This is a genomic window from Kitasatospora papulosa (assembly GCF_000717245.1).
Lineage (GTDB): Bacteria > Actinomycetota > Actinomycetes > Streptomycetales > Streptomycetaceae > Streptomyces > Streptomyces papulosus.
The window spans coordinates 175,723-188,577 of sequence record NZ_JNYQ01000010.1; the positions used below are offsets into that span (position 1 = coordinate 175,723).

General features: G+C 70.1%; 13 protein-coding genes. 10 read left to right on the forward strand and 3 right to left on the reverse strand.

Features of this window, described 5'->3' with window-relative positions; genetic code table 11:
* Positions 1–7 precede the first annotated feature (7 nt).
* Positions 8–847: a RecB family exonuclease gene (locus tag IA22_RS0124295; RefSeq protein ID WP_030124830.1), complete on the reverse strand. Its 840-nt coding sequence runs from the start codon at positions 845–847 to the stop codon at positions 8–10.
* 170 nt (positions 848–1,017) lie between these two features.
* Here IA22_RS0124295 and IA22_RS0124300 point away from each other — a divergent pair, with 170 nt between their 5' ends.
* The 3 genes from IA22_RS0124300 to IA22_RS0124310 all read left to right on the forward strand — a co-directional run bounded on the left by IA22_RS0124300 (position 1,018) and on the right by IA22_RS0124310 (position 4,011).
* Positions 1,018–2,268 carry a site-2 protease family protein gene (locus IA22_RS0124300; protein ID WP_014157192.1) on the forward strand — a complete coding sequence of 417 codons (1,251 nt, stop codon included), beginning with the start codon at positions 1,018–1,020 and terminating at the stop codon, positions 2,266–2,268.
* A 42-nt stretch (positions 2,269–2,310) separates the two neighbouring features.
* Positions 2,311–3,219, forward strand: coding sequence for a tRNA (adenine-N1)-methyltransferase (locus IA22_RS0124305; protein WP_030124831.1), 909 nt, complete (start codon positions 2,311–2,313; stop codon positions 3,217–3,219).
* Positions 3,220–3,414: 195 nt separating this feature from the next.
* Entirely contained in the window at positions 3,415–4,011 is a 597-nt protein-coding gene (locus IA22_RS0124310) for a hypothetical protein (protein ID WP_030124832.1), read from the forward strand.
* 4 nt (positions 4,012–4,015) lie between these two features.
* On the opposite strand, the gene IA22_RS0124315 is transcribed toward IA22_RS0124310, so the two are convergent.
* Entirely contained in the window at positions 4,016–4,327 is a 312-nt protein-coding gene (locus IA22_RS0124315; RefSeq protein ID WP_030124833.1) for a ferredoxin, read from the reverse strand.
* A 241-nt stretch (positions 4,328–4,568) separates the two neighbouring features.
* Here IA22_RS0124315 and arc point away from each other — a divergent pair, with 241 nt between their 5' ends.
* From arc to prcA, 6 genes are all read left to right on the forward strand, one after another.
* The gene (gene arc / locus IA22_RS0124320; RefSeq protein ID WP_014157196.1) at positions 4,569–6,335 is read left to right on the forward strand and encodes a proteasome ATPase; all 1,767 of its coding nucleotides are present in this window, start codon (positions 4,569–4,571) and stop codon (positions 6,333–6,335) included.
* A 227-nt stretch (positions 6,336–6,562) separates the two neighbouring features.
* Complete coding sequence (gene dop / locus IA22_RS0124325) at positions 6,563–8,074, forward strand: depupylase/deamidase Dop (protein ID WP_014157197.1); 1,512 nt, start codon at positions 6,563–6,565, stop codon at positions 8,072–8,074.
* Between the two features lie 120 nt (positions 8,075–8,194).
* Entirely contained in the window at positions 8,195–8,413 is a 219-nt protein-coding gene (locus tag IA22_RS0124330) for a ubiquitin-like protein Pup (protein WP_014157198.1), read from the forward strand.
* 54 nt (positions 8,414–8,467) lie between these two features.
* Positions 8,468–8,704, forward strand: coding sequence for an endonuclease domain-containing protein (locus tag IA22_RS38025; protein ID WP_106972216.1), 237 nt, complete (start codon positions 8,468–8,470; stop codon positions 8,702–8,704).
* The gene (prcB, locus tag IA22_RS0124335; RefSeq protein WP_014157199.1) at positions 8,656–9,501 is read left to right on the forward strand and encodes a proteasome subunit beta; all 846 of its coding nucleotides are present in this window, start codon (positions 8,656–8,658) and stop codon (positions 9,499–9,501) included. The genes IA22_RS38025 and prcB overlap by 49 nt, the downstream gene beginning before the upstream one ends.
* A gap of 55 nt (positions 9,502–9,556) precedes the next feature.
* A complete protein-coding gene (gene prcA / locus IA22_RS0124340; protein ID WP_014157200.1) occupies positions 9,557–10,384 on the forward strand; it encodes a proteasome subunit alpha in 828 nt (275 codons plus the stop codon).
* Between the two features lie 53 nt (positions 10,385–10,437).
* Here the strand turns inward: prcA and IA22_RS0124345 are convergent, their stop codons facing one another.
* Complete coding sequence (locus IA22_RS0124345) at positions 10,438–11,466, reverse strand: LacI family DNA-binding transcriptional regulator (protein ID WP_030124834.1); 1,029 nt, start codon at positions 11,464–11,466, stop codon at positions 10,438–10,440.
* A 129-nt stretch (positions 11,467–11,595) separates the two neighbouring features.
* Between IA22_RS0124345 and IA22_RS0124350 the strand changes: the two genes are divergently transcribed.
* Complete coding sequence (locus tag IA22_RS0124350; protein WP_014157202.1) at positions 11,596–12,855, forward strand: MFS transporter; 1,260 nt, start codon at positions 11,596–11,598, stop codon at positions 12,853–12,855.

Below are 12,855 nucleotides of genomic sequence, written 5' to 3' on the forward strand. Positions count from 1 at the left end.
AATCTCCTTAAGGGCCTTCGAGGGCCACCGGCCGACCGGCCTCGGCCGGCTCCATTCTGCCCTGCACAGCCTCCACGGATCCGGCCGGGCGGACGGACAGCGGATAGACCGGGGGAGTCCCGCCGAACTCGGGACAGACCGCCCGGTGGTCGCACCAGCCGCACAGCTTCGTCGGCCGCGGCCGCCACTCGCCCGTCTCGGTGGCCAGCCGGATCGCCTCCCACAGCGCCAGCAGCTTGCGCTCCACCCGCTCCAGGTCGGCCGGCACGGGGTCGTACGTCAGCACGTCACCGCTGCCGAGATAGACGAGCTGCAGCCGGCGCGGCACCACGTTCTTCAAGCGCCACACCACCAGGGCGTAGAACTTCATCTGGAACAGGGCGCCCTCCGCGTACTCCGGCCGCGGCGCCTTGCCCGTCTTGTAGTCGACGATGCGGACCTCGCCCGTCGGGGCCACGTCGACCCGGTCGATCACCCCGCGCAGCCGGAGCCCCGAATCCAGCTCCGTCTCGACGAACAGCTCCCGCTCGGCCGGCTCCAGGCGCGTCGGGTCCTCCAGCGAGAACCAGCGCTCCACGAGCCGCTCCGCCTCGCCCAGCCACCCCGCGAGCCGCTCGCCTTCCGGATCCCCGTCGAACAGCTCCGTCAGCTCGGGCTTCGACTCCAGCAGCCGGTTCCACTGGCCGGGAATCAGGGCCTTGGCGCCCGGCACCGTACGGTCGGCCGCGGGGGCGTCGAACAGGCGCTCCAGCACCGCATGCACCAGCGTGCCCCGGGTAGCAGCCTCACTGGGCTTCTCGGGCAGCCTGTCGATCACCCTGAAGCGGTACAGCAGGGGGCACTGCATGAAATCGTTCGCGCGCGACGGCGACAGGGACGAAGGTGGCTGAGGCGGGCGCGGTACGGACGTCATGTCGAAGACCCTACGGCCCGCCACCGACACCCGGCGGCATACCATCGACCACAGAGCTCGCACACAGCATGATCGTGGCATAAGCCACCTACCGGAGGGATCCCGTGGACGAGAGCGGCGACAGCGGGCGCCCGCAGCCCGGCGCAGGGGGCAAGGACCCCGGCACCGGACCGGACAAGGGCAAGCCCCGGCGCCCGGCCGAACCGGGCGGCGGCCTGCTCATGGGCCGTCCCTTCGGCGTGCCCGTGTACGTCGCCCCCAGCTGGTTCGTCGTCGCGGCCCTGATCACCTGGGTCTTCGGCGGACAGCTCGACCGCGTCCTGCCCGAACTCGGCGGGGTCCGTTACCTGGTGGCGCTCTTCTTCGCCATCGCCTTCTACGCGTCGGTGCTCGTCCACGAGCTCGCCCACACCGTCGCCGCCCTCCGCTACAAGCTGCCGGTGCGCCGCATCCAGCTCCAGTTCTTCGGCGGCGTCTCCGAGATCGAGAAGGAGACCGAGACCCCCGGCCGCGAGTTCGTCCTCGCCTTCGTCGGGCCCCTGCTCTCCCTCGTCCTCGGCGGCGTCTTCTACATCCCGCTCCAGTTCGTCGAGGCGGGCACCGTCCCCGGCGTGCTCCTGGCGGGTCTGATGATCTCCAACCTCATCGTCGCCGCCTTCAACCTGCTGCCCGGTCTGCCCCTGGACGGCGGACGGATGCTCCGCGCCGTCGTCTGGAAGATCACCGGCAAGCCGATGAGCGGCACCGTCGCCGCCGCCTGGGTCGGCAGGGGACTGGCCATCGCCGTCTTCGTCGGTCTCCCGCTCCTCACCCACACCGGCGCCCTCGGCAACGCCACCGACGACATCAGCGGCTTCGAGACCGTCACCGACGCGCTCCTCGCCGCCATCCTCGCGGCGATCATCTGGACCGGGGCGGGCAACAGCCTGCGGACGGCGCGGCTCCGCGAACACCTCCCCGAACTCCGGGCCCGCACCCTGACCCGGCGCGCCGTGCCCGTCGAGTCCGCCACCCCGCTCTCGGAGGCACTCCGCCGTGCCAACGAGGCGGGCGCACGCGCCCTGGTCGTCGTCGACGGACAGGGCACCCCCAAGGGCGTCGTACGGGAGGCCGCCATCGCCGGGGTCCCCGAGCACCGTCGCCCCTGGGTACCGGTGAGCGGCCTCGCCCAGGACCTCACCGACGGCATGAAGGTCTCCGCCGAGCTCGCGGGCGAGGCCCTCCTGGACCGGCTCAAGGCCACCCCCGCCACCGAGTACCTGGTGGTCGAGGACACCGGCGAGATCTACGGCGTCCTCTCCACCACCGACGTCGAGCGCGCCTTCATCAAGGCCATGGCCCGTCCCTCGGCCTGACGCCCCGGAAAGGGGCCCCCGAAATACCGGTACGCTGTTCACATGTCCGAACCGACCGGTGCCGCCCGCCGTCGCGGCCCATTCAAAGTCGGGGACCAGGTCCAGCTCACCGACCCCAAGGGACGTCACTACACCTTCACGCTCGAAGCCGGGAAGAACTTCCACACCCACAAGGGTTCTTTCCAGCACGACGAGCTGATCGGTGCTCCCGAGGGCAGTGTTGTCCGTACCACGGGAAACGTCGCCTATCTCGCGCTGCGCCCCCTGCTCCCCGACTACGTCCTGTCCATGCCCCGCGGTGCCGCCGTGGTCTACCCCAAGGACGCGGGGCAGATCCTGGCCTTCGCGGACATCTTCCCCGGCGCCCGCGTCGTGGAAGCGGGAGTAGGCTCCGGAGCGCTCAGCACCTTCCTGCTGCGCGCCATCGGTGAGCAGGGCATGCTGCACTCCTACGAGCGCCGCGAGGACTTCGCCGAGATCGCCCAGCAGAACGTCGAGCGCTACTTCGGCTCGCCGCACCCCGCGTGGGAGCTCACGGTCGGCGACCTCCAGGACAACCTCTCGGACACCGACGTCGACCGCGTCGTCCTGGACATGCTCGCTCCGTGGGAGTGCCTCGAGGCCGTCTCCAAGGCCCTGGTGCCCGGCGGGATCCTCTGCGCCTACGTCGCGACCACGACCCAGCTCTCTCGGACCGTCGAGTCCATCCGCGAGATCGGCTGCTTCGCCGAGCCGCAGCCGTGGGAGTCGATGATCCGGAACTGGCACGTCGAGGGCCTGGCCGTCCGGCCGGACCACCGGATGATCGGCCACACCGGCTTCCTCGTCACCGCACGACGCCTCGCGGACGGCGTGGAGCCCCCGGTCCGCCGCCGACGCCCCTCCAAGGGCGCCTACGGTGAGGACTACAAGGGCCCCGGCAGCCGGAGCGGCAGCGCGGACCGCGACTGACCCGCCCCACGAGCCGGCGCCGCCGCCGAGCTCCCGGACCGACCCGGGAGCACGGCGGCGGCGCCTTTGTACGGCCACCACGACCCCGCCGTTCCCTCCGGGTGTGAGGTGTGGCACGATGCTGGCCACCCCCGCCCGCCGGCCTCCGTCCGGCACCGCCTCCCAGGCCTCCAGGAACCACAGGAGACATACCGCGTGCAGACCTCCGCGCTCCCGGACCTCGCGCACACCGACGCCAAGCCGGTGCACTGGCTCGCCACGGCGACGGCGATGGCGGCCGTCGTCGCGGCCGCGGGCCTGCTCCAGCCCGAGGCGGCCACCGCCACGGCCTCGGCGTCCGAGCACCGGGTGACCCAGCAGCACGGCGGCGCTCCGGCCGCCGAGGCCCCCGACCCGGCCGGCGTCACCTACCCGCTCGACTGCGGAGCCGCCGGACGGACCGTGGCCGAGAGCGCCACCGGAGACCTCGACGGCGACGGCGGTCCCGAGACCGTGGCCGTCGTCCGCTGCGCCGCCGGATCCGGTACCCCGCCCAGCGGCATCTACGTCGTGACACAGGGGAACGGGGCCGCACCCCGGGTCGTGGCGACCCTGGTGGACCCCGCTCAGAAACTCTCCGTGACCGACTTCACCGTCCGTGACGGCACGGTGTCGGCGACCCTGCTCGGCTACTCCTCCGCGGCCGTGCCGCGCTGCTGCCCCGACGAGCTGGAGAGCGCCGCCTGGCAGTGGAAGGGCAACGCGTTCGTCAAGACCACCGCCCCTGCGGGAAGCGCCTCCCGGAACGCCTGATCCGTCACTGCGCGTCCGGCCCGTACACTTCCACGTTGTCCGAAACGCGACGTACGTGAATGCAGTCGCCCGGGCACTCCTTGGCCGAGTCGACGACGTCCTGGAGCAGCGGCAGCGGCACCGGCGTGGTGGCGCCCTTGTCCTGGAGCAGTTCGTCCTCGTCGCTCTTCACGTACGCCAGACCGTCGATGTCCAGCTCGAACACCTCGGGTGCGTACTGCACGCAGATGCCGTCCCCCGTACACAGGTCCTGGTCGATCCAGACCTCGAGATCCTGTGTGCCGTTGTCGCCCGGGGCGTCCTGCTGCACGCTCATGTGTCCTGCCGTTCCCTGCGTATCTGCACCCATTGAAGCCAGCCCTGAAGGGTGTTGAACGCTTCGACGATACAACCGGCTGCTTTCCGGTGCCGAAGGGTGGGTATTCCCTTGGCGTGAGGGAGAGCGCAAGGGTGAAGATCGGACACACTCCCGGGTCTTTGTGATCTAGGGGTTTCAATCATCACCCACCCAGGTAGGGTCAGGAAGCGTCCAGCTCCCCTTGGAGGAGGTGAGGACCGTGGCAGCCCACGACGACGACATCAACCGCGGCACCCGGCCCGCGCGCGGGTCAGAAGACCCGGCCGGCCAGGTCGCCTATCTCGAGCAGGAAATCGCCGTCCTGCGACGTAAGCTCGCCGACTCTCCGCGTCATACGAGGGTTCTCGAAGAGCGGATCGTCGAGTTGCAGACCAACCTGGCAGGCGTGTCCGCGCAGAACGAGCGGCTCGCCAACACGCTCCGCGAGGCCCGCGACCAGATCGTGGCCCTCAAGGAGGAGGTCGACCGGCTGGCCCAGCCACCGGCCGGCTTCGGTGTCTTCCTGCAGGCCAACGAGGACGACACCTGTGACATCTTCACCGGGGGCCGCAAGCTCCGGGTGAACGTCAGCCCCAGCGTCGAGCTGGAAGGCCTCCGGCGAGGCCAGGAAGTGATGCTCAACGAAGCGCTCAACGTGGTCGAGGCCATGGAGTTCGAGCGGGCCGGGGACATCGTCACCCTCAAGGAGATCCTCGAGGACGGCGAGCGTGCCCTGGTCATCGGGCACACCGACGAGGAGCGGGTGGTGAGGCTCGCCGAGCCCCTGCTGGACATCACCATCCGTCCCGGCGACGCCCTCCTGCTCGAGCCCAGGTCCGGGTACGTCTACGAAGTGGTCCCCAAGAGCGAGGTCGAGGAACTCGTCCTCGAAGAGGTCCCGGACATCGACTACGACAAGATCGGCGGCCTGGGCGACCAGATCGAACTGATCCGCGACGCGGTCGAGCTCCCGTACCTCCACCCCGACCTCTTCAGGGAGCACGAGCTCCGCCCGCCGAAGGGCATCCTGCTCTACGGCCCTCCCGGCTGCGGCAAGACGCTCATCGCCAAGGCCGTCGCCAACTCGCTGGCCAAGAAGGTCGCCGAGGTCACCGGACAGCCCGCGGGCAAGAGCTACTTCCTCAACATCAAGGGCCCCGAGCTCCTCAACAAGTACGTCGGTGAGACCGAGCGGCACATCCGCCTGGTCTTCCAGCGCGCCAGGGAGAAGGCGAGCGAGGGGACCCCCGTCATCGTCTTCTTCGACGAGATGGAATCCCTCTTCCGCACCCGCGGCTCCGGTGTCAGCTCGGACGTGGAGAACACCATCGTCCCCCAGCTGCTCGCCGAGATCGACGGTGTGGAGGGCCTGGAGAACGTCATCGTCATCGGCGCGTCCAACCGCGAGGACATGATCGACCCCGCGATCCTGCGCCCCGGCCGTCTCGATGTGAAGATCAAGATCGAGCGCCCCGACGCGGAGGCCGCGAAGGACATCTTCGCGAAGTACCTCACCCCCTCGCTGCCGCTGCACTCGGACGACCTGGCCGAGCACACCGGCTCGAAGGAAGCCGCCGCCCACGCGATGATCCAGTCCGTCGTGGAGCGGATGTACACGGAATCCGAGGAGAACCGCTTCCTCGAGGTCACCTATGCGAACGGCGACAAGGAAGTCCTGTACTTCAAGGACTTCAACTCGGGAGCGATGATTCAGAACATCGTGGACCGGGCGAAGAAAATGGCCATCAAGGCATTCCTCGAGCAGGGCCAGAAGGGCCTGCGCGTCTCCCACCTCCTCCAGGCGTGCGTGGACGAGTTCAAGGAGAACGAGGACCTGCCGAACACCACCAACCCGGACGACTGGGCCAGGATTTCCGGAAAGAAGGGCGAGCGGATCGTGTTCATCCGCACACTCGTCACCGGAAAGCAGGGCGCGGACACCGGTCGCTCCATCGACACGGTGGCAAATACCGGACAGTACCTGTAAAACGCAGACCGGCTGCGGATGCCCGGCAGGGTATCCGCAGCCGGCCGTTTTCCCGGCAGCTCCGGCCACACCCGAACAATGACGCAATTGATCTCCCCACCGGCGCAGAGGCGCTCTAGGCTCTGCCGTACCGCCGAGTCGCGCAGTGCGGGGACGGGCACCGCGGACCAGCAGCGGTACTTGAGCGCCGCTCCCGGAGGGGAGCGCCGCCGGGCAAGGAGGGCCGCATGACCGTACGGCGAGTGATGGGCATCGAGACGGAGTACGGGATCTCCGTCCCCGGTCAACCCAACGCCAATGCCATGCTCACCTCGTCCCAGATCGTCAACGCCTACGCGGCGGCGATGCACCGGGCGCGCCGCGCCCGCTGGGACTTCGAGGAGGAGAATCCGCTGCGGGACGCGCGAGGCTTCGACCTCGCCCGTGAGACCGCCGACTCCAGCCAGCTCACCGACGAGGACATCGGCCTGGCCAATGTCATCCTCACGAACGGTGCGCGGCTGTACGTCGACCACGCGCACCCCGAGTACAGCTCACCCGAGATCACCAACCCGCTGGACGCGGTGCTCTGGGACAAGGCCGGCGAGCGGGTGATGGCGGAGGCGGCCGAGCGGGCCGCCGCGATCCCCGGGGCCCAGCCGATCCATCTCTACAAGAACAACACCGACAACAAGGGCGCGTCCTACGGCACGCACGAGAACTACCTGATGAAGCGGGAGACCCCCTTCTCGGACATCGTGCGCCATCTGACGCCGTTCTTCGTCTCGCGCCAGGTCGTCACCGGCGCGGGCCGGGTCGGCATCGGCCAGGACGGCCACGAGCACGGGTTCCAGATCAGTCAGCGCGCGGACTACTTCGAGGTCGAGGTCGGCCTGGAGACCACGCTCAAGCGCCCCATCATCAACACGCGCGACGAACCGCACTCGGACGCCGAGAAGTACCGCAGGCTCCATGTGATCATCGGCGACGCGAACCTCTCCGAGATCTCGACCTACCTGAAGCTCGGCACCACCTCGCTCGTCCTGGCCATGATCGAGGACGGGTTCATCAACGTCGACCTGGCGGTGGACCAGCCGGTCCGCACGCTCCACCAGGTCTCGCACGATCCGACGCTCGAGCAGCTGGTCACGCTCCGCAGCGGCCGGACACTCACCGCCGTCCAGCTCCAGATGGAGTACTTCGAGCTGGCCCGCAAGTACGTCGAGGAGCGGTACGGTGCGGACGCGGACGACCAGACCAAGGACGTCCTGTCCCGCTGGGAGGACACCCTCAACCGTCTGGAGAACGACCCGATGAGTCTGTCGGGGGAGCTGGACTGGATCGCCAAGCGCGAGCTCATGGAGGGCTACCGGCGCCGTGACGGCCTGGACTGGGACGCCCCGCGCCTGCACCTCGTGGACCTCCAGTACGCCGACGTACGGGCCGACAAGGGCCTGTACAACCGCCTGGCGGCGCGGGGGAAGATCAAGCGGCTGCTCGACGAGAGCGACGTCGAGCGGGCCCGCACGAAGCCTCCGGAGGACACCAGGGCCTATTTCCGCGGCCGCTGCCTGGAGCAGTACGCGGACGACGTCGCGGCGGCCTCCTGGGACTCGGTCATCTTCGATCTCCCCGACCGTGACTCGCTGCAGCGGGTTCCCACGATGGAACCGTTGCGAGGTACACGCACCCATGTGAAGGAGCTCCTGGACCGCTGCCGCACGGCGGAGGAGCTGGTCCGGACGCTGACGGGGGCCTGAAAGGCGTCCCGGCTGGGAATCAATCAGATGACCTCCGGACGTTGAGGAAAGTAGCGGGCCGATGTCGGACCCCGTGGGTAGGGTCTGATCAAGTGCTTCGAACCGAGCGGGGTGAGCTATATGGCGACCAAGGACACCGGCGGCGGACAGCAGAAGGCGACACGTTCCACCGAGGAGGCCGAGGAGCAGGCGCAGGAGGCGCAGGCGTCCGAGGACCTCAAGGAGCGGCAGGAGAAGCTCAGCGACGACGTGGACGACGTCCTGGACGAGATCGACGACGTACTCGAGTCCAATGCCGAGGATTTCGTACGCTCGTTCGTCCAAAAGGGCGGCGAGTAGCACTCGGCGGCCAGGACCGCCGGCCGACGCCTCCGGGCCGTCGGCCGGCGCTCCTTGAGGGACGTCCCCGTCCGTGCACGGGCGTCCCGCGGAGGGCGCTTCCGCAGCCGGGATCATGTTGATCACCGTCACAGTGCGGGTAGGGTCCGTGGCGTAGTGCTTCAACTGCAATTCGGCCATCGGCAAGTTGGGGATGATCCTGACTCCTTGCGCAGGGCCATCGCATACCTGGAGGGAAACGCGTGGAAGCCAACACTCGTAGCACCGGGCGTCTACCAGCTGCCTTCCTGACGCCGGGTTCGTCGTCGTTCATGGACTTCCTGTCCGACCACTCACCCGAGATCCTTCCCGGCAACCGCAGCCTGCCGCCGCTGCAGGGCGCCGTCGAGGCCCCGCACGGCACCACGATCGTCGCGGCCTCGTTCCCCGGTGGGGTCGTGCTCGCCGGCGACCGGCGGGCGACCATGGGCAACATGATCGCGCAGCGCGACATCGAGAAGGTGTTCCCGGCCGACGAGTACTCGGCGGTGGGGATCGCGGGCACGGCCGGTCTCGCCGTGGAGATGGTCAAGCTGTTCCAGCTGGAGCTGGAGCACTTCGAGAAGGTCGAGGGCGCCACCCTCTCCCTGGAGGGCAAGGCCAACCGGCTCTCGACGATGATCCGCAGCAATCTGGCGATGGCCATGCAGGGGCTGGCGGTCGTCCCGCTGTTCGCCGGCTTCGACGTGGACCGCGAGAAGGGCCGGATCTTCTCCTACGACGTCACCGGCGGGCGGTCCGAGGAGCACGGCTACGCGGCCACGGGCTCCGGCTCCGTCTTCGCCCGGGGTTCGATGAAGAAGCTGTACCGCGCCGACCTGACGGAGGAGCAGACACTCACCCTGGTCGTGCAGGCGCTGTACGACGCGGCCGACGACGACTCGGCGACCGGTGGCCCGGACGTGGCCCGCCGGATCTATCCGATCGTCACCGTCATCACCGACGAGGGCTTCCGCAGGCTGAACGACACGGAATCCTCGGAGATCGCGCGCGCGATCCTGGAGCGCCGGCTCGAGCAGCCCGACGGCCCCCGTGCCGCGCTGCTCTGACCTGCCCGATGCTTCCGAGATGCACTCGTCACTGACAGAAAGGGACGGATAGCCGGTGTCGACGCCGTTCTATGTCTCACCCCAGCAGGCCATGGCCGACCGGGCGGAATACGCCCGGAAGGGCATCGCCCGTGGTCGCAGCCTGGTCGTGCTGCAGTACGCCGACGGCATTGTGTTCGTCGGCGAGAACCCGTCCCGTGCGCTGCACAAGTTCAGCGAGATCTACGACCGGATCGGCTTCGCCGCCGCCGGGAAGTACAACGAGTACGAGAACCTCCGCATCGGCGGGGTCCGGTACGCCGATCTGCGCGGATACACCTACGACCGTGACGACGTGACGGCCCGCGGGCTGGCCAACGTCTACGCGCAGACGCTGGGAACCATCTTCTCCAGCGCGGCGGAGAAGCCGTACGAGGTGGAGCTGGTGGTCGCCGAGGTCGGCGCCGGGCCCGAGGGCGACCAGATCTACCGGCTGCCGCACGACGGCTCGATCGTGGACGAGCACGGCTCGGTCGCGGTCGGCGGGAACGCGGAACAGATCAGCAGCTTCCTCGACCAGCGCCACCGCGACGGGATGTCCCTCGCCGAGGCGCTCAAGCTGGCCGTGCAGGCGTTGTCCCGCGAGGCCAACGGCAACGAGCGGGAGATCCCCGCCGAGCGGCTCGAGGTCGCGGTCCTGGACCGGACGAGGCCGCAGCAGCGCAAGTTCAAGCGGATCGTCGGCCGGCAGCTGACCAGGCTGCTGGACGCGGACGGCGCGGGGGCGACCCCGACGGACGCGCCGTCCGACGCGGAGGACGCGGACGGCGGCAGCACCCCTGCCGCCGGGACCGACACCCCCGCGAAGGGCGCCGACGCCCCGGACGAGGGAACGAAGGAGTAGGCGACTTCGCAGGATGCCCTCCGGACACCGCGCACGGCGTCCGGAGGGCATTCTCATGCCCTGGGCGGGGGCGCGGTGGAGCCGCGTGCCACCAGACGGACGGGGAGATCGCCAGGCTCCGCACGACGGCCCTCCAGGACGTCCAGAAGAGCCGTCATGCCCCGCTCGCCCACCTGTTCGGCCGGGAGGCGCACGGTGGTGAGCTCCGGTTCCACCGCCGTGGCGAGTGCCAGGTCGTCGAAGCCGGTCACGGAGATGTCGTCGGGGACCCGCAGACCCCGTCTGCGCACCGCCTTGCAGGCGCCTGCGGCCAGGATGTCGTCGTCACAGACGAGGGCGGTGGGCAGGGGGCCGGGGGAGCTCAGGATCTTCTCGGCGGCCTCGCGTCCGGCGGTCACGTCCAGAGGGGCGGTCACGGTGTGCAGGACGGCGCCCGGGACGCTTTCCACCGCTTCCCGCAGGGCACGGGCACGCACCGCGAAGGTCCAGGTGTCCACGGCGGACGCGAGGTGCGTGAACCGGCGGTGACCGAGGCCCAGCAGATGTTCCGTCACCTGGCGCATGCCGTCGGCGATGTCGAGGTTCACGCGCGCCGCCGCCCCATGGTCCTCGGGGTCGCTGTCCAGCATCACCAGCGGCAGCTCCGCGCCCCGCAGCGCGCCCAGGGCGTCCGCCGCCATGGACGAGGCGATCACCCCGTCGAGCGCCGCGCGGGCCGAGGCGAAGGGGTCCCTGGCGGGGCCGGTGCCGTCGGGGGACGGGTAGAGGACCACCCCGAAGTCGTGCTCGGCGGCCACGGCCGCCGCCCCGGTGTACACGCGGGCGAAGAACTCGTTGGTCAGCGCGGGGACGACGAGCAGCGCCGTACGCGTGCGGCCCATCCGCAGGCTGCGGGCCGCGAAGTTCGGCCGGTACCCGAGTTCCCGGGCGCTGCCGCGCACCCGCTCGGCGGTCGACGTGGACACCCGTCCGCGCCATTTCCCGCCGAGCACGAGCGAGACCGTGGCCTGCGAGACACCCGCGGCCCGTGCCACGTCACGGCTGGTGGGCCGGGTCGGTGCGGGCTGCCGCGCGCTGCTCACTCGTGCCTCCGTGCTGGTCCGGTCGGATGGGGCGGGATGGACTCCCGGGCTGCCCACATGGTACGTATGAGCCTCGACGTTATACGTAAAACCCCGAGGTCGTGGGACCGCCGGGGGAGAGGGGCGGACATGGCCGCGGGGTACCTGGACATCCTCCGGACACGGCACGCCGCCCGGCTGCTGACGGGGACGCTGGTGGGGCGGCTGCCCAACGGCACCGCCCACATCGCGATCGTTCTCTTCACCCGCGCGGAGGGCGGGAGCTACACACTGGCGGGCGCCCTCGCGGCGGCCTACGGCCTCGCCACGGCGGTGGGGCAGCCCCTGCTGGGCCGCGCCGTCGACCTGTACGGCCAGCCGCGCGTCCAGTTCCCGGCGGCCGTGGTCTCCGCGCTCGGCATGGCGGTGCTGGCCCTCATGGGCCTCGGGTCGCTGCCGGCCGCGTACGCCGCGGTCGTGGTGGCGGGTGTGTTCACACCGCCGCTGGAAGGCGGGCTGCGAGCGCTCTGGCCGACCGTCCTCGGCCGCGAGGACCGGGTGCACCGTGCCTACGCCATGGACGCGGTGGCCCAGGAGGTCATGTTCACCGTCGGCCCTCTCCTCGTGACGGTCCTGGTGTCGCTCTGGTCGCCTGCCGCGGCCCTCCTCGTCATCAACGCCGTAGGCGTCCTCGGCGCGCTGTCCGTCGTCCTGTCCGAGCCCTCCAGGGTTTGGCGCTCGGCGCCCCGTGAGGCGCACTGGCTGGGCGCCCTCCGCTCGCCCGGACTGCTCGCGCTGCTGGGCGCCTTCTTCTTCGTCGGGCTCGCGCTCGGCTCCATCACGGTGGCCGGTGTCGCCTACGCCGACGACCACGGCCGGGAGTCCGTGTACGGCTGGCTGATGGCCGCCCTCGGCCTCGGCGCGCTGGTCGGCGGAGCGGTGTACGGGGCGCGGCAGTGGGCCGGGGCGCCCGAGCGCAGACTGCGGGTCATCGTCGCGCTGCTGGCCCTGGGCTATCTGCCGCTGATGCTCACCCCCGGGGTGCCCGCCATGACCGCGCTGGCGGCGCTCGCCGGGGTGTTCCTGGCCCCGGCGATCGCCTGCTCGTTCATCGTCGTGGACAGGCACGCGCCGCGGGGCACGGTGACCGAGGCGTTCTCCTGGCTCGTGACGACCTTCGGCGTCGGCGCGGCGGCCGGAACGGCGGTGGCCGGCCCGGCCGTCGAGATCGGCGGCACGGGCTGGAGTTTCGCCGTCGCGGGGGCCGGTGGAGTGGCCGCCCTGCTGGTTCTGCTGGCCACCGGAAGGGTCCTCGCAGCTCCCGGGCGTACGCCCGCGGTCGTGGCCGGTTCGGAAAATGATCGAAACGGTGCCGCCGAACCCGGTTTCAGCTCAGGCCATAAGGCGTAA